Origin of the sequence: Clostridium sp. MT-14 (genome assembly GCF_042436595.1) — a bacterium.
Classification (GTDB): domain Bacteria; phylum Bacillota; class Clostridia; order Clostridiales; family Clostridiaceae; genus Clostridium_B; species Clostridium_B aromativorans.
This window is the reverse complement of sequence record NZ_JBHMIY010000002.1, coordinates 176,198-197,777: the sequence shown is the minus strand read 5'-3', so window position 1 is coordinate 197,777 and position 21,580 is coordinate 176,198. Positions and strand designations below refer to the sequence as shown.

The 21,580-nt window shown below is 35.1% G+C and carries 22 protein-coding genes, 1 pseudogene and 1 riboswitch; all 23 genes and pseudogenes read left to right on the top strand.

The window, feature by feature from the left end; all coding sequences use genetic code 11:
* Positions 1-29 precede the first annotated feature (29 nt).
* Positions 30-836 carry an energy-coupling factor transporter transmembrane component T gene (locus ACFHWD_RS02860; RefSeq protein WP_150357156.1) on the top strand — a complete coding sequence of 269 codons (807 nt, stop codon included), beginning with the start codon at positions 30-32 and terminating at the stop codon, positions 834-836.
* Entirely contained in the window at positions 833-1,558 is a 726-nt protein-coding gene (locus tag ACFHWD_RS02855) for an energy-coupling factor ABC transporter ATP-binding protein (RefSeq protein ID WP_150357155.1), read from the top strand. The genes ACFHWD_RS02860 and ACFHWD_RS02855 overlap by 4 nt, the downstream gene beginning before the upstream one ends.
* 42 nt (positions 1,559-1,600) lie before the next feature.
* Positions 1,601-1,777: riboswitch (cobalamin riboswitch) on the top strand.
* Between the two features lie 159 nt (positions 1,778-1,936).
* The gene (locus ACFHWD_RS02850) at positions 1,937-3,454 is read left to right on the top strand and encodes a cobyric acid synthase (RefSeq protein ID WP_229981437.1); all 1,518 of its coding nucleotides are present in this window, start codon (positions 1,937-1,939) and stop codon (positions 3,452-3,454) included.
* 81 nt (positions 3,455-3,535) lie between these two features.
* Entirely contained in the window at positions 3,536-4,489 is a 954-nt protein-coding gene (gene cbiB, locus ACFHWD_RS02845) for an adenosylcobinamide-phosphate synthase CbiB (protein ID WP_150357702.1), read from the top strand.
* Positions 4,490-4,519: 30 nt separating this feature from the next.
* Positions 4,520-5,611, top strand: a complete 1,092-nt coding sequence (locus ACFHWD_RS02840; protein ID WP_150357696.1) for a histidinol-phosphate transaminase — start codon at positions 4,520-4,522, stop codon at positions 5,609-5,611.
* A 20-nt stretch (positions 5,612-5,631) separates the two neighbouring features.
* A complete protein-coding gene (locus ACFHWD_RS02835; RefSeq protein ID WP_150357694.1) occupies positions 5,632-6,264 on the top strand; it encodes an NAD(P)-dependent oxidoreductase in 633 nt (210 codons plus the stop codon).
* A 33-nt stretch (positions 6,265-6,297) separates the two neighbouring features.
* A complete protein-coding gene (gene hemC / locus ACFHWD_RS02830; protein ID WP_150357692.1) occupies positions 6,298-7,170 on the top strand; it encodes a hydroxymethylbilane synthase in 873 nt (290 codons plus the stop codon).
* 12 nt (positions 7,171-7,182) lie between these two features.
* Positions 7,183-8,676 (top strand): uroporphyrinogen-III C-methyltransferase, encoded by a 1,494-nt coding sequence (cobA, locus tag ACFHWD_RS02825; RefSeq protein ID WP_378060184.1) that lies wholly within the window; start codon positions 7,183-7,185, stop codon positions 8,674-8,676.
* Between the two features lie 29 nt (positions 8,677-8,705).
* Entirely contained in the window at positions 8,706-9,677 is a 972-nt protein-coding gene (gene hemB, locus ACFHWD_RS02820) for a porphobilinogen synthase (RefSeq protein ID WP_150357688.1), read from the top strand.
* Positions 9,678-9,725: 48 nt separating this feature from the next.
* Positions 9,726-11,060, top strand: coding sequence for a cobyrinate a,c-diamide synthase (locus ACFHWD_RS02815; RefSeq protein WP_378060181.1), 1,335 nt, complete (start codon positions 9,726-9,728; stop codon positions 11,058-11,060).
* 14 nt (positions 11,061-11,074) lie between these two features.
* Complete coding sequence (cobT, locus tag ACFHWD_RS02810) at positions 11,075-12,151, top strand: nicotinate-nucleotide--dimethylbenzimidazole phosphoribosyltransferase (RefSeq protein ID WP_378060179.1); 1,077 nt, start codon at positions 11,075-11,077, stop codon at positions 12,149-12,151.
* A 32-nt stretch (positions 12,152-12,183) separates the two neighbouring features.
* Positions 12,184-12,804: a precorrin-8X methylmutase gene (locus ACFHWD_RS02805; RefSeq protein ID WP_378060177.1), complete on the top strand. Its 621-nt coding sequence runs from the start codon at positions 12,184-12,186 to the stop codon at positions 12,802-12,804.
* Between the two features lie 19 nt (positions 12,805-12,823).
* A complete protein-coding gene (gene cbiD / locus ACFHWD_RS02800) occupies positions 12,824-13,903 on the top strand; it encodes a cobalt-precorrin-5B (C(1))-methyltransferase CbiD (RefSeq protein ID WP_378060175.1) in 1,080 nt (359 codons plus the stop codon).
* A gap of 22 nt (positions 13,904-13,925) precedes the next feature.
* Positions 13,926-14,564, top strand: coding sequence for a precorrin-6y C5,15-methyltransferase (decarboxylating) subunit CbiE (cbiE, locus tag ACFHWD_RS02795; RefSeq protein ID WP_378060173.1), 639 nt, complete (start codon positions 13,926-13,928; stop codon positions 14,562-14,564).
* Entirely contained in the window at positions 14,545-15,108 is a 564-nt protein-coding gene (cbiT, locus tag ACFHWD_RS02790) for a precorrin-6Y C5,15-methyltransferase (decarboxylating) subunit CbiT (protein WP_378060171.1), read from the top strand. The genes cbiE and cbiT overlap by 20 nt, the downstream gene beginning before the upstream one ends.
* Positions 15,109-15,199: 91 nt before the next feature.
* Positions 15,200-15,865 carry a cobalt-factor II C(20)-methyltransferase gene (locus ACFHWD_RS02785; protein ID WP_378060213.1) on the top strand — a complete coding sequence of 222 codons (666 nt, stop codon included), beginning with the start codon at positions 15,200-15,202 and terminating at the stop codon, positions 15,863-15,865.
* A gap of 13 nt (positions 15,866-15,878) precedes the next feature.
* A complete protein-coding gene (gene cobM, locus ACFHWD_RS02780; protein WP_378060169.1) occupies positions 15,879-16,655 on the top strand; it encodes a precorrin-4 C(11)-methyltransferase in 777 nt (258 codons plus the stop codon).
* Positions 16,636-17,631, top strand: a complete 996-nt coding sequence (gene cbiG / locus ACFHWD_RS02775; RefSeq protein ID WP_378060167.1) for a cobalt-precorrin 5A hydrolase — start codon at positions 16,636-16,638, stop codon at positions 17,629-17,631. Before cobM ends, cbiG begins: the two co-directional genes overlap by 20 nt.
* Before the next feature lie 2 nt (positions 17,632-17,633).
* On the top strand, positions 17,634-18,356 hold the full coding sequence (gene cobJ, locus ACFHWD_RS02770) for a precorrin-3B C(17)-methyltransferase (protein WP_150357670.1): 723 nt from the start codon (positions 17,634-17,636) through the stop codon (positions 18,354-18,356).
* Positions 18,357-18,409: 53 nt separating this feature from the next.
* On the top strand, positions 18,410-19,228 hold the full coding sequence (locus ACFHWD_RS02765; protein ID WP_378060164.1) for a sirohydrochlorin cobaltochelatase: 819 nt from the start codon (positions 18,410-18,412) through the stop codon (positions 19,226-19,228).
* A gap of 26 nt (positions 19,229-19,254) precedes the next feature.
* Entirely contained in the window at positions 19,255-20,022 is a 768-nt protein-coding gene (locus ACFHWD_RS02760; protein WP_378060162.1) for a cobalt-precorrin-6A reductase, read from the top strand.
* Positions 20,023-20,070: 48 nt separating this feature from the next.
* Positions 20,071-20,907: a kinase gene (locus ACFHWD_RS02755; protein ID WP_378060160.1), complete on the top strand. Its 837-nt coding sequence runs from the start codon at positions 20,071-20,073 to the stop codon at positions 20,905-20,907.
* Between the two features lie 28 nt (positions 20,908-20,935).
* A pseudogene (cobO, locus tag ACFHWD_RS02750) lies at positions 20,936-21,469 on the top strand (cob(I)yrinic acid a,c-diamide adenosyltransferase); the annotation flags it as partial.
* Positions 21,470-21,580: the final 111 nt, after the last annotated feature.

Genomic DNA, 21,580 nt, shown 5'->3' with positions numbered 1-21,580 from the left:
ATTATAATTTGAAATTGCAGGTGTAATTTATGGAAGATTGGCTTTTAAAAAAAGATGATTATATTCCACCAGAAGATAAAGATAAATTTATAGACAAAAGTATTTTTTCTATATTACATCTATTATCTCTTATTAAAAGAAATAATAGAAATGAAAATAATCTCTTATACAATTTAAATCCCATAGTGAAATTGTCTTTTACTATTTTAAATATAATATTTTTATCTTTGTCCAAAAGTTTTCACTATGTATTTTTAATGGATGTATATTTTCTGTTGTTATTAAGCCTTTTGAATATAAAAGAAATAAAGAGAATACTGATTTTAAGTACAGCTGTTCCGCTGTTCACTGCTGTAATGCTCATGCCTTCCATGGTTATGGGCAATACAAAAAACAGCATTTTGCTTATACTAAAGGTAGTTGGAACTATAATTTCCATAAATACTCTATCCTATACTACCAGTTGGCATGATATAATAAAAGCACTGAAAAAGTTTTTTGTGCCTGATATTTTTATCCTAGTATTTGATATAACCTTGAGATATATTTACATTTTAGGAGAATTTGCTCTAGATATGTTTTATTCTCTTAAACTGAGATCGGTTGGAAAGAACAGCAACAAATATTCTTCCATTTCAAAACTCATGGGAGGTTTGTTTTTAAAGTCCAAGGAAATGGGAGATGAAATGTATTATGCCATGGAATGTAGAGGATTTACAGGAGAATATATATCTCATGTGAAGTTCAAGTTTAAGTTTGTTGATTTCCTATATTCAATAGTAAATATTTTTATAATAGGCATGTATTTTTACATAGCTAGGATGAGGTTAGGATGATAGAATTTAAGGATGTATCTTTTAAATATAAAGATGAAGAGGTGCTCAAGAGTATAAATGTTAAAATAGAACAGGGAGATTCAATAGCACTTATAGGTGCCAATGGCAGTGGAAAGTCAACTTTCTTAAAGTTATTGAATGGGATGATATTTCCTATGAGTGGAAGTTACTATTTTAATAATATACAGATATCTAGGAGTAAATTGGAGGATAGTAGTTTTTCTAAAAAGTTTCACAAAAAAATGGGATTTGTATTTCAAAACTCTGATGCGCAGCTTTTCTGTTCCAATGTATATGAAGAAGTGGCCTTTGGCCCAAGACAAATGGGAATGGACGAGGCTGAAGTAGAAAGAAGAGTGGAAGATTGTTTAAAACTCTTGAATGTAAAAAATTTACAAGACAAAGAGCCATATAACATAAGTGGAGGGGAAAAAAAGAGGGTGGCCATAGCTGCTGTACTTGCTCTTAACCCGGAAGTGCTGGTTTTAGACGAGCCTATGAGTGGCATAGATCCGAAGGGTAAAAAGTTTTTAAATAATTTGTTTATAGAGTTAAATAAGGCAGGAAAGACCATAATATGTTCTACACATGATTTTGAATATGTAAAGGGGCTTTTTAAACGTGTACTGGTATTTTCAGAAGATCATCATATAATAAGAGATGATGTTTATAATAAGGTAATTGAGGATAATGATTTTTTGATAAAATATAATATCAAGTAATCAGTTGACATGGAAAGTGGAATATAATAAACTTAAAACTATAATATAAAATAGATTCTAGGTGCCTTATATATAGGTGAAAAGGGAATGCGGTTAGAATCCGTAACAGCCCCCGCTACTGTATTTGATTATGAATTTTGACTTTTAACTTTAAAAGTAAGAGCTCAAAATAAATATGGATCATAAGCCAGGAGACCTGCCTAGTAGTTGTTTTTGCTTTCGGAGGGAAAGAACTTTTAGTATGTTTAATCTTTCAGTGTAAGCTGAATTTTTATGTTAAAAGCGATGAGCTCTAGAACTCATCGCTTTTTATTTAAATATATATTTTAATAAAAATAAATTTTTATTTTATTTAACAGGCTTAGAGGAGTGGTTATGATGGCGAAAATTATGATCCAGGGAACGGGTTCTTCTGTGGGTAAAAGTATAATTGTCTCTGCTCTTTGTAGGATATTTAAACAGGATGGATATTCAGTATGTCCATTCAAATCTCAAAATATGTCGTTAAATTCCTATATAACTCTGGATGGCAAAGAGATGGGGCGTGCCCAGGTGCTTCAGGCTTATGCTGCAGGACTGCAGCCTGAGGCTTATATGAATCCAATATTGTTGAAACCAACTTCGGATAAAAAATGTCAGATAATAGTAAATGGCAGGGTATATGGTAACAGCACTGCCATGGAATATCACAACATGAAGCTGGAATTTAGGGACATGCTTAGAAATCATTTTAAAAAAATGGAAGAAAGTTTTGAAATAATAGTGATGGAGGGCGCAGGAAGTCCTGCAGAAATAAACTTAAGAGATAGAGATATCGTGAATATGGGCATGGCTGAGATAGTGGATGCACCGGTGATTTTAGCCGGTGATATAGACAAAGGAGGAGTATTTGCCTCTCTTGCAGGGACTATGCTGCTTTTTGATGAAGAGGAAAAGAAAAGAGTTAAAGGTACAATAATAAATAAATTTAGAGGGGATATAGATATACTAAAACCCGGTCTTAATATGTTGGAAGATATTATTAAAGTTCCCTGCATAGGAGTTATACCATATTTTAATCTGGCACTGGAAGATGAAGATGGAGCTGTGGAATTTAACAGGAAGGTTACAGCACCTATAGATATAGCTGTAATAAAATTGCCCCATATTTCTAATTTCACAGATTTGGATGCACTGAAAAGTGAAGAGGATGTTTCAGTGAGATTCATAACTTCTGTAGAAGAATTTGGGAACCCTGATTTACTTATAATTCCGGGCAGCAAAAATACTATAGAAGATTTGATAAAAATTAGAAAGTGTGGACTTGAAGCCTGTATTAAAAAATACAGTGAAAGCGGAATTGTAATAGGGGTTTGTGGAGGCTATCAAATACTTGGAAAGACCATAAGCGATCCATATAAAACAGAAACTGATATGGGAGAAGTAGAGGGAATGGATCTTCTGGATATAGAAACTGTATTTGAAAAAGAAAAAGTAACCACAAGGATAAAGGCCATAAGCAATATTGATTTCCCTTTTATAAAAGGAAATGGATCCTTAGAAAGAAGAAAATTGGATGTCTATGGATATGAAATTCATATGGGCATATGCAAATATGGTGAAAATGCAAAGCCGCTGTTTAGATTTACGGAGAAAAATGGAGAAAAAGTCAATATAGAAGATGGAGCTGTAAACACAAGACAAAATGTATTTGGAACTTATATACACGGCGTTTTTGATGCCATTGATTTCAGAGAATATATTTTAAATAAAATAAGACAAAATAAAGGCTTGAGTTATAAAAAGTCCAAAGTATATGAAGATCTTAGGGAAGGCGAGATAGAAAAACTTGCTGGTATAGTGAGAAAAAATCTTGACATAGATAAGATATATGCCATTATGAGTGTAAATAGATAATGGATACAAAGCTTGTACAGTTACTTACAGTAATATTAGAATGGGGGGATTGATTTGTCTATTTCCCTTATAAGTATAAATATGATAGATCTTTTTGCAGCAGTTATAGTGGATTGGATATTTGGGGATCCACATTGGTTTCCGCATCCCGTTATATATATAGGGAAACTTATATCCTATTTAGAAAAAAGAGGAAGAAAATTTTGCAGGAAAAATGGTACTTTAAAAGCTTTTGGGGGTTTGATAGTTTTAGTAGTGGGAGCTGTAAGCTTTTTGGTTCCATTTGCTGTGCTTATGCTTCTTGGAAAGCATATGGTTTTATATCATATAGTAAATGTATTTATTATGTGGACAACTATTTCCGCCAAATGTCTAGCTGTGGAAGCTAAAAAGGTATATTATTCATTGAAGGAAGAGAATATTGAGGATGCAAGATTAAAGCTTTCCTATATAGTGGGTAGGGATACATCTAACTTAAACAGTGAGGAGATAATAAGGGCAGATGTGGAAACGGTGGCAGAAAACACTTCCGATGGAGTTATAGCCCCGCTTATATATGCAGCCGTACTGGGAGCACCTTTTGCTATGCTCTATAAAGGTATAAATACTATGGATTCAATGCTTGGTTATATGAATGAAAAGTATAGGTATATAGGATTTTTTCCCGCTAAGATAGATGATCTATTCAACTTTATACCTGCAAGAATTACGGGATTGCTGATGTGCATATCATCTTTTATGATAAATGGCAGCCCAATGAAAGCTTTAAAGATTATGATAAGGGATAGAAAAAATCACAAGAGTCCAAATTGTGCTTATCCGGAAGCCGCAGCAGCAGGTGCCCTGGGAGTTCAGCTTGGCGGTACGAATGTTTATTTTGGTGAAATAGTGTATAAGCCTACTATAGGAGATAAGCTTACAACATTGAATTTTGAACACATAAAGCATTGTATAGATCTCATGTATTTTACAGAAATATTCATGGTGATTTTAATTGGAATAATACTGATTGTGCTGAATTTGAGCTATATTTAAAGATCAAGATTGGGATTAGGATGTGTTTATATGGAACATGGTGGAGATATATATACAGAAGGACTTTTGAAGGGAAAGGAGCTTTTGGATTTCAGCTCAAATATAAATCCTTTAGGCGTACCGGACAGTTTTAGAAAAAATATAGGTGAAGCACTGGAAAGTGTGGAAAAATATCCAGATGCTGAGTACAGAAAATTAAAGTGTAATATAAAGAGGTATTTGAAATTTTCAAAGAATTATTTTGGAAATTCTAGATATGATGGAGAAAATGTCATTGATGATAGAGATATAGTCTTGGGAAATGGGGCTGCTGAAATAATAGATCTGGCCATAAGCTGCTTTAAAAGTATATGTATAGTAGTGCCTTCTTTTATAGAGTATGAGAAAGACGCACTGAAATGGAAGTGCAGTATAAGCTATTCCAATTTGACAGAGAATATGGATTATGATTATCAGGATATTAAATCAAAGATTAAAGATGCGGAGGCTCTGATCTTGGGAAATCCCAATAATCCCAATGGTGTGATAATAGATAAGAGCAGATTTCATGAAATTGTAAATTTCTGCAGTGAAAACCACAGGACAATAATTATAGACGAAGCATTTGTGGAGTTTACAGGTAAAAGGAACTGTAGTTTTTTAGAGGAAATGGAACAGAACAGATGTATTTTTGTCGTGAGGGCGCTTACAAAATTTTTTGCACTACCTGGAATAAGAATGGGTTATGGGCTCTGTAGAGACAGGAAATTGATGGATAAAATAAGAGCTAAACAAAATCCCTGGAATATAAATTGTTTTGCAGAGACGGCAGGTAAATACGTATTGAGGGATAAATCTTATATGGACAGCTCTCTTGAATGGATTGAAAATGAAAGAAAATTTATGATGGACAATTTGAGTAAAATTCACATAATAGAAAAAGTATATGATACATTCAGTAATTTTATACTTTGCAGAATACAGGGTGTGAACTGTGAAGAACTTTATAAAAGATGTCTGGAGAAGGGTATACTCATAAGAAAATGCAGCAATTTTAAAGGTCTGGACTGCAGATTTATAAGACTGGCAATAAAGGATAGAGCTAAAAATCAAAAGCTGATAAACCTGCTGAAAAAGATTTAGCTGGAGGAGAAGATAGAGAAGTGAATAAAAACCTGTTGAAGAATAATTCAAATATGCTCATTGCTCTACTGCCGTCGGAAATAAAAGTTATAGTAATAGGCGGAGGAAGAGCAGCTTATATAAAGTCAAGGACTTTTGCGCTGAAAGGATGCAGGGTATACGTGCTTTCACCGGAGTTTATCCAGGAATTTTATCATATGAAAGATAATTTGAATGTCAATATAATTCCGGGTTTATATCAAAAAAAATATATAGAGGATAAACACATTGTGGTCATTGCCACCAGTGATAGAGAATTAAATGAGGTTATAGGAAGGCATTGCAGGGAGTTGTGTAAAATTTATTTAGATGCCTCAGAACCTGAAAATGGCAGCTGTATTATCCCATGTCAGAGGAATACTGAAAATATTTCCCTGGGAATTAATACTATGGGAGTAGGTGTGTCTCCTATGACTTCGAGGTTTATTGCAGATGAGGTAGTAAAATATTTGAAGGACTATGATGATTTTGTGAAGTTTACCTCTAAAGTGAGAAACAATATGGGAAATATGGAATATAGAGAAAAAGTCATGAGATTTGTGTGTACGGAGGATTTTTACTTTTTCTACAGAAAAGGGAAATCTTCTATGATAATGAAGATGTTTTTTGGGTAAATGATGATTCGTTTTTGTAGGGGGTGATATCATTTGGAGTTTAAGATTGCAACTCGAAAGAGCAAACTGGCTCAACTTCAGACTGAAATAGTCATGGGTATATTGAAAAGAAATTTTAATGCTGAATGTCAAAAAATACTTGTAGAAACTACTGGAGATAAAAGACTTGACATAGCTTTAAATAAAATAGGAGGAAAGGGGCTGTTTCTAAAAGAAATTGAGCTGGCACTTTTGAAGGGCAAGGCGGATGCAGCAGTTCACAGCATGAAGGATGTTCCCTTCGACATTCCCGGTGAGTTTGAAATAGCGGCTGTACTAGAAAGAAAAGATGTAAGAGATGCTTTTATTTCGGCAGGTAATGTACATTTTGAAGAACTGCCCGAAGGCTCAAAAATTGGTACAAGCAGTAATAGAAGGGCTGCCCAGATAAAACTTTTAAGACCTGATTTGGAGATAGTTGCTATAAGAGGCAATATACAGACCAGGATAAAAAAGATAAAAGAACAGGATTTGCAGGGAATAGTTGTAGCTGCAGCAGGTATTAAGAGATTAAAACTTGAAAAATTAGTAACAGATTATTTTCCAATAGAAGAATTGATACCTGCCATTGGGCAGGGAGCTCTGGGGGTGGAAATAAAAAAGAACAGCCAGCACAAAGATTTTTTTGTGAATTTAAATGATAGGAGTACGAGAATCTGCGTGGAAGCTGAAAGAAGTTTTATGAGGACATTGAAGGGAGACTGCCATTCTACAATAGGTGCCTATGCCAAAATAGAGGGTAATCTTATAAATATCATAGGAATATTTAAGATGGGAAGTAAATTGGTGAAAAAGGACATAACGGGTAATGAAGAAAATTATATGTTTTTAGGTGAAAAACTTGCTAAAAATATAATAAATTCTTGAGGGAGGTTGCATATGGGTAAAGTTTATCTTATAGGTGCAGGTCCTGGTGATGAGGAACTTATAACTTTAAAAGCCGTGAGGAAACTTAGAGAATGTACTGTAGTAATGTATGATAGATTGGCAGGTACCGGAGTTTTAAAATATTTGAATGATCACTGTAAAATATATTATTGTGGAAAAGAACCAGGTTGTCATTATAAAAGTCAGGATGAGATAAATGCAATGTTAATTAAACTGGCAAAAGAGGGTCATATTGTAGGAAGAATTAAAGGGGGAGATCCTTATATATTTGGAAGAGGAGGAGAAGAAGCTCTTGCTCTTTTGAAAGAAGGTATTGAATTTGAGGTTATTCCGGGAATTACATCACCTATTTCTGTGCTGAATTATGCAGGTATACCTGTAACCCATAGAAAAATAGCTCAAAGTTTTCATGTGTTTACAGGGAAAACTGCAGATAAATTGAAAATAGATTGGAATGCTGCAGCCAGAATAGGTGGTACTTTGATTTTCCTGATGGGCTTTAAAAATTTAAGTATAATATGCGGCAATTTGATGAGAAATGGAATGAGGGAAAATACACCTTGTGCAGTAGTAATGAATGGAACTACTGCAAAACAAAAAAAGATTGTAGGACAGCTTAATGATATATGCGAAAAGGCCAGCAAGGCTTCATTGTCCTCTCCCTGTATAATAGTAATAGGGGAAGTGGTTGGGTTCAGTGAACAGCTGAACTGGTATGAAAAAAAACCGCTTTTTGGGAGAAATGTCTGTATAGCCAGATCCAAAACACAGTCAAGGGTAATGCGACAAAAGTTGCTGGACCTGGGAGCAGAAGTTACTGAAATACATTCTATTGAAATAAAGTATACATCAGAAAATATTAAAAAATATATAAACAGGCTTTCGGACTATGACTATATTGTGTTTACCAGTGTAAATGGAGTAAACAGTTTCTTTGACAGGCTTTTAAGTGAAAACTACGATATTAGAAAGATAAAAGGAAAGTTTACAGCAATAGGTCCTGCTACAGAAAAAGCTATAAAGCAGAGGGGAATTATACCGGAAATGGTAGCAGAAAAATTTGTAGCTGAAAGCCTCCACGACAAAATGAAAAGTTCTATAAAAAAGGGAGACAAGATATTTATTCCTAGATCTAAAAATTCAAGGCCTTATCTGGCAGAAACCCTGCGGAAAGAAGGATGTATCGTGGATGAATGTTATACTTATGAGACTGTATTGGGCAAATTACCTGATGGAGAATGTTTTGATAACGTGGATATAGTGGTATTTACAAGCCCTACCACAGTCAAAAATATGATATGCCTTGTTGGAATTGAAGCTATAAGGCAGAAGAAAGTGGTAGCTATAGGTCCTATAACTGGAAAGGAATTGGAAAAACATGATATATGTTATCATATGTCCCAGGAGTACACTACAAAAGGTGTTATAGATACTATTGTCCACACAATGCACAATTCACAGTGCACGATTTACAGTAATATCTAAATATAAAATAAGGAAAGGTAGTAATAGAGATGTTTACAAGACACAGAAGACTTAGAAAAAATCAAGTTATACGGGATATGGTAAGGGAAACAGCCCTTAACAGGCAGGACTTTATCTATCCGCTGTTTGTGGTGGAGGGAGAAAATATCAAAAGGGAAATATCTTCCTTGGAAAACAATTATCATTATTCTGTAGACATGCTTCATGATATTGTAGATGAGCTTAAAGATGCTGGGGTAAAGAGTGTAATTTTATTTGGAATTCCAGGATACAAAGATGAAGTTGGCACATCAGCTTTTGAGGAAAATGGAATAGTTCAAAGAGCTATCAGAAAACTTAAGGAATTGAATCCGGAACTTTTTGTAATTACTGATGTGTGCATGTGTGAATACACCAGTCACGGCCACTGCGGGATATTAAACGGGCATGAAGTTGACAATGATAAAACTATAAAATATATTGCAAAAATAGCTTTGTCCCATGCTGCAGCTGGAGCTGATATGGTGGCCCCTTCTGATATGATGGATGGAAGAGTGGGAGCTATTAGAAATACTTTGGACGAAAATGGATTCAAGGATGTGGGCATAATGGCTTACAGTGCTAAATACTGTTCCGCATTTTATGGACCCTTTAGAGAAGCTGCTAATTCATCCCCTAAATTCGGAAATAGGAAGTCATATCAGATGGATCCCGGGAATATAAGAGAAGCTATGCTGGAAATAGAAGATGATATAAAAGAGGGAGCAGATATAATAATGGTAAAGCCGGCCATGGCCTATTTAGATGTAGTTAAGCTTGCAAGAGAAAGATTTGATGTGCCTATAGCAACTTATAATGTAAGCGGAGAATTTGCAATGGTCAAGGCAGCAGCTAAAGCGGGTCTTATAAATGAAAAATCTATAGTGAAGGAAATGCTCACCTGCATGAAGAGAGCTGGGGCAGGTATGATAATTACCTATTATGCCATGGACATATGCAGGTGGATAAAGGAAGAAAATTAGGGTATATAAGTTTAAAATGGAATTGAGATGGGAAAGGTAGAGGTTATTTTGAAAAGTATTATTATATCTTCAGATAGCAGCGGTGGAGGGAAGACTACAGTAACTCTTGGGATTATGAAAGCTCTTATAAGAAGTGGATATAAGGTTCAGGGATATAAAGTGGGACCTGATTATATAGATCCTGCATTTCATAAAAGTGTAACTGGAACGGCTTCTAGAAATCTAGATATCTACCTTATGGGAGAAAATGGGGTAAAGGCGTCTTTTAGCAGGGGCAGGGGAGATTTAGGCATAATTGAAGGGGTTATGGGACTTTACGATGGCAAGGGAATAGACAGTAGATATTCTACAGCACATATAGCTGAACTATTGAATCTGCCTGTGGTTTTAATTATAAGTCCCAAATCTCAAAGTACCACTCTGTGTGCTGAGATAAATGGGATAGTCAATTTTGAAAATGTAAATGTATGTGGAATCATTTTTAACAATGTAAGTGAGAGCTATTACAGGCTTTTAAAAGCTGCTGTAGAGAAAAACTGCAATTTAAAGGTCTTCGGATATGTGCCAAAAGATGAAAGACTTTCTCTAGAGAGCAGGCATCTGGGATTGGTTCAAAGCAGAGAGATAGAAGATCTAAATGAAAAAATAGAGTTGTGCAGCGAACTTGTTCTGAAAAATGTAAATATGAACATGCTTCTGGAGTTTTTTAAGGAGAGCCCTGATTTCAAGGATGAATACCACCTTCAAAACAGGGGAATAAAGACAGCAGTAGCCTATGATAAGGCCTTTAACTTTTATTATAAAGAGAATATAGAACTTCTTGAGGAATGTGGAGAAGTTATATTTTTCAGCCCTCTTAAAGATAAATATCTGCCTGAAGATATAGATTTTTTGTATATAGGAGGTGGCTACCCGGAGGTTTTTATAGAAGAATTAAGTGCTAATAAATCCATGCTGGAAAGTGTAAATAAAGATTTAAAATCAGGCCTTAATTGTTACGCTGAATGTGGAGGACTTATGTATTTGACGGAAAGTATTGAAGGAATGGAGAAAGGTCATATTTTTGATACGGTGGGATTTTTTAAAGGAAATACGTATATGAGTTCAAAGCTGCAGAATTTTGGATATGCCCAGATTGAAGTGACTGAAGAAAACAATATTTTGCCTTTGAAATTAAAAATAAACTGTCATGAATTTCATAAATCCTATATTGAATCAAATGAAAAAAAGATCTATACGCTTACTAAAGACATTTATAGCGGGAAGATAAAACAGTGGAACTGTGGATATGTAAATAAAAATACTTTGGGAGCCTATGCCCATGTCCATTTCTTTGGAAATTTGAATATGATTGAGGAAATTTTGAGGGGAGTCAAAAAATAAGGAGGGTGATACTATTGGAATTATTGAAGAAAACCTTAAGTGCCATAGAGGGAAAGAATGAGGAGGCCGTGAAAAAAGCCTGGGTATCCATAGATGATCTTGCAAAGCCCATAGGAAGTCTTGGGGAATTGGAAAAAATAATAGCTAAAATGGCTGGAATAACGGGAAAAACCCACAATAGGATCCATAAGAAAAACATAGTTATAATGTGCTCAGATAATGGGATCTGGAATGAAAATCTGAGCAGCTGTCCTAAGGAACTCACAGTAACTATTACTAAAAATTTTGTAAGAGGTATAACAGGTGTGTGTGTACTTGGGGATTTTTTTAAATCTGACAGAACCGTAGTGGATATCGGTGTAGATTATGATTTCAAGGATCCTGGAATTATAAATAGAAAAGTGGCCTATGGAACTAAGGATATGACTGTGGAACCGGCGATGACCAGAGAAGAGTGTATAAAGGCCATTGAGGCCGGGATTAAAATAGTGGATGAACTTGTGAAAAAGGGCTATGATATGTTTGGTACAGGTGAGATGGGTGTGTGCAATACCGCTACGAGCTCTGCGGTTTTAAGTGTACTCAGAGATCTTCCTGTGGATATATCAGTTGGAAAGGGTTCAGGGATTACGGACCGTCAGTTTGATGCTAAAAAAAAGGCAGTGCAGCGTGCTATTGACATAAATAAACCAGATCCAGATGATCCAATTGATACAATGTCAAAGGTGGGAGGCTTTGATATAGCAGGTATATGCGGCTGTTTTTTAGGGGCTGCCAAAAACAGGGTTCCAATCGTAATTGACGGATTCATATCTGCTGTAGCTGCTCTCTGTGCTTTTAGGTTAAATAAAAATGTAGTGGATTATTTATTTGCCTCTCATCTTTCGGCAGAACCTGCAGTCAAATATGTAATGGAGGAATTGGGATTGACCCCTATGCTCAATTTGGGGATGAGGCTTGGAGAAGGTTCGGGATGTCCTATGGCTTTTGGAATAATAGAGGCGGCACTTTATGTCATGGATAATATGGGAAGTTTTTCAGAAGCCAATGTAGATGGTACGGTTCTTGTGGATATCAGAAAAGATGAATAATCAATTTCTGTGGAAATGGAGAATGTATAGTTATGAGTTATATGAAATCACCTATGGATATAGAAAATAAAAGTTTTGAGATAATAGAGCGGGAAATGGGAAAACACAATTTTTCAGATGAGGAGCTTTATGTAGTGAAAAGGGTAATACATACTACCGGAGATACCCAGTATAAAGACATAATATATATAAGACCCGGAGCTATAGACAGTGCACTCCAGCTTTTGAAAAGAGGGGTAACTATATACACTGATACGAATATGGCAGCAGCTGGTATAAATAAAAAGGCGGCAAATAAGCTCCACTGTAGAGTTGAATGTTTTGTAAACAGGGATGAAATATCAGAGACAGCCAGGATGAATGGCATAACCCGATCAATGGCCGCAGTAGAAAAAGCAGTGGAAGAAGGAGTAGAATTTTTTGTATTTGGAAATGCTCCTACGGCGCTATTTAGATTAAGGGAACTTGTACTTAAAGAGAAAGCCAGACCTAAGTTTATAGTAGGAGCTCCTGTAGGCTTTGTAGGAGCAGAAGAATCCAAAAGGGAAATTGAAAAGCTGGATATACCTATGATAACTATAAGAGGGAGAAAAGGCGGAAGCAATATAGCAGCGGCAATAGTAAATTCTCTTATGTATATGATAACCAGATGATGTTTTGAGGTGATAAGTTGTGCTGGACATGTATGTAAATCACAATGGAAAGAAATTGAGATGCGGGTATACTACAGGTTCCTGTGCAGCTGCTGCGGCAAAGGCGGCAGTGACCATGCTGTGTTTTGGCAGGAAACTTGAGAAAATTAAAATAGACACTCCTATGGGAATCGAACTTTTAATACCTGTCCATAAAACAGTTCAGGAAAAGGATTGTGTAAAGTGCTGTGTGCTGAAAGATGGAGGAGACGATATTGATGTAACCAACGGCATGGAAATATGGGCAAAAGTTAAGAAAATTCCTCATGGATATGTTTTAAAAGCCGGGAAGGGAATTGGTGTAGTTCGAGGAGACGGACTTTATGTAAGAAAAGGGGAACATGCCATAAACCCAGTACCGAGAAAGATGATTGAAAAAGAGGTAAGAGAGGTACTCCCGAAAGATTGTGGTGTGGAAGTAACTATTTTTGTTCCAAAAGGTGAGGAAATAGCAAAAAAAACCTTTAATCCAAGGCTTAATATAGTTGGAGGAATTTCGATACTTGGAACTACGGGGATTGTAATGCCAATGTCCCAGGAGGCCTTAATGCAGTCTGTGGAGCTGGAGATAAGCCAGAAGGCTGCCCAGGGGTATGAGGATCTGATTCTTCTTTTTGGAAGTATGGGTGAAGATATGGCATTGAAGCTCAATCTGGATAAGGATAAAATGGTTATAATGTCTAATTATGTCGGGTTTGCATTGAATTGCTGTATGGACAAAAAAATAAAAAAAGTGCTTGTGATAGGACATATAGGAAAGCTCAGTAAAGTTGCTTCAGGATGTTTCAATACCCACAGCAGGGTATCGGACATGAGACTTGAAACTCTGGCTCTTGAACTTGCCCTTATGGGTGAACCTGCGGAGCTTGTAAGAGAGGTTTATAAGCAGAAAACTACAGAGGGAGCTGTAGAATTTCTGGGGAAAGGATATGAAAGGCTGTACGAGAATATAGGATTGAAGATAAAAGATAGAATAGAACAGTATACTTATGGTTCAATTAGTGCAGATGTTATAATGTATTCCATGAAGGCAGGAGTGCTTTATAGTAGTGTAAAATAATTCAACAGTGGGTGGAATAAAAATGAATGGAAAAGTTTTTATAGTTGGAATAGGACCTGGAAATGAAGAATATGTACTTCCAAAGGCTGTGTCTATAATGGAACAATCTGATGTTATACTTGGATTTCAAAGGGCTGTGGAGAGTTTGAAGTTTATAGACAAGCATAAGATAGTGGTTAGAAAATTAGAGGATATAACAGATATTATAAAACATAGTGAATACGAAAAGATATCAGTAGCAGCATCTGGAGATCCTCTTTACTATGGAATAACTGAATATTTAAAGAAAAATTACCGGGGAAATATAGAAATTGTTCCAGGTATCAGCTCTTTTCAGTATATGATGGCTAAAATAAAGTTAAGCTGGCAGGGAGCTTTTTTAGGAAGCCTTCACGGCAGACAGGAAGATTTTTGTAATATAGTAAAAGAAAATCATATATCCGTATGGTTTACGGACAGCATACATTCACCGGATTATATGTGCAGGGTGCTGGAAAGAGAATCTATAGAAGCCAGAGTGTATGTGGGGGAAAATCTTTCCTATGAGGATGAAAAAATTACTGTGGGAAATGTAGAAGATATAAAAAGTAAAAAATTTGCCGGACTTTCTGTAGTTGTAATAGAAAAAAGGGAGAGTTCTTATGATATACATAAAGGATAATGAATTTATAAGAGGAAGCTGTCCAATGACAAAAGAGGAGATCAGAATATTAAGTATTTCCAAATTGGGCATAAAAGAAGATTCCAGAGTACTGGACATAGGAGCTGGTACTGGCTCTGTAAGTATACAGCTGGCTAAAATATGCAGCAAGGGTGAAATTTTTTCTGTTGAAAAAAATGAAGAAGCCATTCACCTCATCGAGCAAAATAGAAAAAAATTCGACGTACATAATTTAACTATTATAAAAGGGGAAGCTCTTGAGGTGGAGGAGGATATAAGTCCTGGATTCGATGCAGTATTTATAGGAGGCAGCGGTGGAAATATAGAGGACATAATAAAAAAGTACAGTTTAAAATTAAAAACACAGGCAAATATGGTACTGAATTTCATAACTTTAGATAATTTGTATAGAGCTTTAAACACTCTTAAGGATATGAAGTATCAGGCGGAATGTATACAGGTATCTATAAATAGAACCAGGGGTAAAAGCTATATGATGACTTCCAACAACAGTATATTTATAGTTACTGCAATTAAGCCATAAACTTTTTATTTAAATACCAAATTTCAAAGCTCAAATATCTAATTTTGTATGTAAAGGAGTAGAAAGTTAAATGAAAAATACAGATACATCTATGGGCACTCTATACGGAATAGGAGTTGGGCCGGGGGACGAAGAGTTACTTACTCTAAAGGCTGTGAGAACCATAAAAAAATGTGATGTAATAGTAGCTCCCTGTGCCAGAGAGGGAGAAAGCAGCATAGCATTTGATACAGCCAGAAATTTTGTAGATAAACATAAAGAAGTTATAATAAAGCATTTTCCCATGGGCGGAAAAGATCAGAATAAAAAGGTATTCGAGGCTTTTGAGAGTATAGAGTCAAAATTAAAAGAAGGAAAAAATGTAGCATTTCTTACCATAGGGGATCCTTTTGTGTACAGTACTTATATATATCTTTTAACCCATATAAAAAATAAAGGATATAATACAGAAACTGTACCGGGAATAACATCTTTTTGTGCAGCTGCCAGCTTAGCAGGTGAAAATATTGTCATAGGCGACGAGAGAGTGCTTATTTTGCCCGCGAATCAGGTGGATAAAATAGGAGAGGAAAAATTTATAGTTATAATGAAAGTATATAAGAATGAGGAAAAAGTTTTGGATAGACTAGAGCAAAAAGGTTTCAAATATGTTTTTGTAAAAAGGGCCTGCAGGAAGGGACAGCTGATATTGAGAAATAGGGAAGATATACTGAAAAACAGAGATTATATGTCACTTATAATAGCACAGAGAAAATAATGGAGGGATAGATATGACCAATAAAGTTTACTTTATAGGAGCAGGTCCTGGAGATGTGGATCTGATAACGGTGAAGGGAAGAAATATACTGTCTGGTGCAGATGTGGTGATATATGCAGGATCTCTTGTAAGCAGGGAACATATGAAGTATTGCAAAGATAATGTGGAAATTTATAATTCTGCTTCCATGACATTGAAAGAGGTTATTGAAACCATAGATAAATATTACAGGAAGGGAAAAAAGATAGTGCGATTACATACCGGAGATCCTACCATCTATGGGGCTATAAAAGAACAAATGGATGAACTAAATAAGCTTGACATACCATATGAAGTAATACCGGGAGTAAGCTCTTTTACAGCAGCGGCTGCTGCAATAAAAAGTGAATTTACTCTGCCAAATGTCAGTCAGAGTGTAATACTTACGAGAATAGGAGGCAGGACGCCGGTACCTGAGAACGAAAATTTAGAAAAACTTGCATCTATAGGATGCTCTATGGCGTTGTTCTTATCTGTAAGTATAATAGACAAAGTAGTGGAAAAATTGAAAAAGGGTTATGGAAGAAATGTACCTGTAGCAGTTATTCAAAAAGCTACCTGGCAGGATGAAAAATGTGTAATAGGGACATTGGATGATATTGCAGAAAAGGTAAAAAATGAAGATATAACGAAAACTGCACAGATATTGGTGGGAGATTTTATTAGCTGCAGATATGACAACAGTTTATTGTATAATGAAAACTTTACACATATGTATAGAAAGGGAAAAAATGAAGATAGCGGTAATTAGTGTTACAGATGCTGGAGGCAAAATAGCTGCAAAACTTGCAGAAGTTTTTTCCCTAGATCTTTATTCAAAAAACAACTGCAGTTTTAATTTGAAAAGTATAACTGAAATGGTTATGTCAAAATACAGGAAAATTGTATTCATAAGTTCTACAGGTATAGCGGTAAGAGCAATAGCTCCTTTTATAGAATCAAAGGATAGGGATCCGGCGGTAGTTGTAATAGACAGTTCAGGCAAATTTGCAATAAGCCTTTTAAGCGGTCATCTAGGCGGGGCAAATGAACTGACGATAAAGTTGGCGGATGTTTTAAAGGCAGTGCCGGTGATAACTACTGCTACAGATAATATGGGGATCAAGGCACCGGATGTTTTGGCCAGAGATAATGATCTTGTTATAGACAGTTTAAAGGATGCAAAATATTTAGCGGCGCTTTTAGTAAAAGGCGAAAAAGTTGGATTTGTAGATGAAGATAATTTAATAGACGTTCCCTATGGATACAGTTTGCAATTGGGAAATGTTCAGGGAATATTATGCATAACTCATAAGAAAAATTTGAATATGGAGAGTGTTAGAACTTTAAAACTTGTGAGAAAAAATATTGTGCTTGGAATTGGCTGCAGAAAAGGTTTTAAGCCTTCAGATATGATAGATAAAGTTGTAGAACTACTTGAAGATAATAATATAGATGAAAGAGCCATAAAATATATAGCTACTGCAGAAATTAAGGCCCAAGAAAAGGCTGTAATTGAGTTAGCACAGTATTTTAAGTGTAAGGTAAGGATATTTTCTTTAGAAGAGATAAAAAGCGTACAAAACAATTATAAAGGCAGTGATTTCGTTGAAGAATCTGTGGGGGTAAGGGCTGTGTGTGAGCCTTGTGTAGAACTTACTGGATCAGATCTGGTTACCGGAAAAATAAAGTCAGGTGGAATGACACTTTGTATTGGAAAACTTAAATATGATAAAAGGATGTGTTAGGTTTGGGCAAGCTTTATGTAGTGGGAATTGGGCCTGGGAGCATTGAAAATATGACTATAAGAGCCATGGGGGCAATAAAAAATAGCCAAATAATCATAGGATATACCAAATATATAGACATAATTAAGAGCTTAATTGAAAATAAAAAGGTTTTTTCTACAGGTATGAGAGGTGAATTGGATAGGTGCAGACAGGCTCTTCAACTTTCCAGAAATAATGTGGTTTCCATAGTGAGTACGGGTGATTCGGGAATATACGGAATGGCAGGTCTTATTCTGGAATTAAAAAAAGATGAACAGGTGGAAGTTATTCCTGGAATAACTGCTTCTTCTGCTGCAGGATCTGTAGTGGGAGCACCTCTCATGCATGATAATTGCAATATAAGCTTAAGTGATCTCATGACGCCTTATGAGCTCATAAAAAAAAGAGTGGAACTTGCAGCTTCTGGTGATTTTGTAATATCTTTTTACAATCCCAAAAGCCATGGAAGACCTTATTATTTAAAAGAGTGTATGGGTATTGTGAAAAAATATAGGGATGGCTCAACACCGGTGGCTGTAGTTAAAAATGCATTACGGGAAGGACAAGAATTTCAGATTTTTACCATGGATTCTTTTGAAGAAGACAAAGTAGATATGATGTCCATAGTAATAGTGGGTAACAGTAACAGCTATTTAAAGGAAGGTAGGTTTATAACTCCCAGAGGATATAAATTGATGGATTAAAGTGATTAATTGTGAACTATGAATTGTGCATTGTATAAGGGAGGTGGTGTGAATTGAGTAATTTAAAAAAAGGTATTCTGGTGGTCAGTTTTGGAACCAGCGTATTGGAAACATTTAAAAGCTGTATTGAAAATACGGAGAAGGAGATTAAAAAGAAATTTAGAGAATATGAAGTGAGAAGAGCTTTCACTTCGGGAGTAATAATCAAAAAATTAAAGAGGGAAATGAAAATTGAAATAGATAGTGTCCCGGAGGCATTGATTAAGATGAGAAATGATGGGTTTTCGAAGGTATATGTACAGCCTCTTCACATAATGCCGGGAGATGAGTATAACAAGATAGTGGTTGATGTAAGAAAATATTCAACTTTTTTTGATAAATTAGTGGTAGGAAGGCCTATACTATATAGAAAAGATGATTATATAACAGCAGCTGAAGCTTTAAAAAGTCAAATCCCCACCCTGGGTAGAAATGATGCAGTGGTGTTAATGGGACATGGCTCTGCTCATCCATGTAATGCTTCTTATGCCATGCTTCAATATATATTGGATGATTTAGGATTGAAAAATGTTTTTGTAGGTACGGTAGAAGGATATCCAACAATTGAAAACGTAATACTGAAATTGAAGAAGAATAGAATAAAAAAAGTCACTCTCATGCCGTTTATGCTGGTAGCAGGGGATCATGCACTAAACGACATGGCAGGAAAAGGTAGTGGTTCGTGGAAGAGAATACTTAAAAATGAAGGTTTTGAAGTTGATGTTTATATTCACGGACTCGGGGAAAATAGAGATTTTCAAAAAATATATGTACAGCATGTAGAGGATTGTATAAAGGGCAATCCGCTTATGGGTAAGAAAGTTGGAATTTAAGTTATTTATTAAGGAGAGTTTTAATTATGATAGGATTGATTCTTGGAACTTGTGAGGGGAAAAAAATACTTTCGATGTTAAATGAATTTACGAGGGACATATTTGTATCTACAGCAACGGAATATGGAGCTTCTCTTCTGAAGGGCTATAAATACAGCTATATGAACAACAAGCCTCTTGATTTTGAAAGACTTTTAGGTGAATTACAGGAGAAAAATGTAAAAATGTTGGTGGATGCATCTCATCCCTATGCAGTGGAAGTCACTGGAAATGCAATTGAGGCATGCAGTAAGCTGAATATAGAATATGTAAGGTATGAAAGACCCTCCTGTATAGAAGAATTTAAAGATGAATTTAAAGTTGTAAAAGTAGAGGATTACGATGAATTGAAATTAAAACTCAAGGATATAAATGGTACTATATTGAATACTACAGGTAGTAGAAATTTAGATAAAATACTTGCATTGAATCTGAAAAATAGGATAATTTACAGGGTACTGCCTACTGTAAAAGTTTTAAGTGAGTTTCATGACAGAAATGTAGCATTGGATGATATAATAGCGTTGAAAGGACCTGTTAGTTATGAGCTTAATTGTGCTTTTATAAGGGAGTATAAAGCTCAGGCCATGCTGCTTAAAGATAGCGGCATGGAAGGCGGTACATTTGATAAGATAAGAGCTTGTTTGGATTGTGGAATATATGCTTTTATAATAGAAAGAAAAAAGATGGACTATAATCGTGTTTTTCACAATGTGAATGATCTGGTGGAATATATAAAAGGGGCTATTAAATGATTCTTAGGTTGAAGTATAGTTAAAAGTTATTTGTAAAGGATGTATCTTATGAAAGCTGCAACGGTTTATCCTGGAAGTTTTGGTGAAATACTTCAAGGGAAAATAGATGGCAAAGATATTTTATTATCTTGTCCTGTAAATATTTATACTGAAGTTAAACTTATAGAATGTTGTGATCCTATAAGGAAAATGAGTTTCAAAAAGTCGTCTGATTTTTTATTAAACATATTGAAATGTTGGGGATACGAAAGATATTATAAGAATATAGATATAGAAATAAATTCCCGGATTCCCCGTGGAAAGGGGCTTGCCAGTAGTACAGCAGACTTATGTGCAGTTTACTACTCTCTCATAAGCATGTTCAATAGAGAATTCAGCGAATCAGAACTTATAGAAAACTGTGTGAATATAGAGCCTACAGATAGTATAATATTTAAGAAAATGACTTTGTTTGAATATAAAAATGGAAAGTATAAATGTACATTAGGAGACTATATGTCTTATGATATACTTGCTTTTGAAGGAGAGAAAATTGTTGATACAGTGGAATTTAACCGTAGGAATTTGCCGGAATTAAGTGACGTTGATGATTTAGTGCCTTTGCTTAAAGAGGCAATAACGGAGAAAAACCTAAGTAAATTGGCCTATGTGTCCACTGAGAGTATAATAAGAAATCAAAGAAGACTCTATTATGATTTCTTAGAGAGGGTAATCGATATAAAGGACAGAACTTCGGGACTTGGAATAGTGGGAGCCCATAGTGGAAATGTATTGGGTATAATATATGAAGATAGAGAAAAAATTGATTTTGGAGAAAAACTGTTGCAAAAGCTAAAATTAAAGAATATTAAAGTATACAGGGTGAAGACTTTAAAAAAGTTTTAAATTAGCGAATTATTATGATTATGATAAAAAGGAGTCGATGTTAATAATGGATAAAGGGTATATTCAAGTTTATACTGGAAATGGCAAAGGTAAAACTACAGCAGCACTAGGTCTGTCTCTTAGAGCCATATGTGCCGGCAAAAAGGTCTTTTTTGGACAGTTTGTGAAGGGTATGGATTACAGTGAACTAAAAGCAGGAGAATATCTGCCTAATTTTACATTAGAACAATTTGGAAGAGATGTCTTTATATTTGATAAACCAAGTGAGAAGGATATAAAAGTGGCTAGGGAAGGCCTGGAGAAAGTCAAGAAAATACTTGGTTCTGGGGATTATGATGTGGTCGTATTGGATGAGATAAATGTAGCTGTATTTTATAAGCTCTTTACTGTAGATGAGGTACTGCAACTTTTGGATATGAAACCTGAAAAAACAGAGGTTATACTAACGGGAAGGTATGCAGATCCTCAAATAGTTGAAAGAGCGGATTTAGTTACCGAGATGAAAGAAATAAAACATTATTATGTTAAAGGTGTAAAAGCTAGGAAAGGAATAGAAAATTAGTTTGTTTTGATAAAAGAAGTTTTGCCTGATGAATTTTATAAAATTTATCAGGTTTTAATTTTGCTGTTTACAAAAAGAATAAGTTAAGCTAAAATTAAAGATGAGAATGAA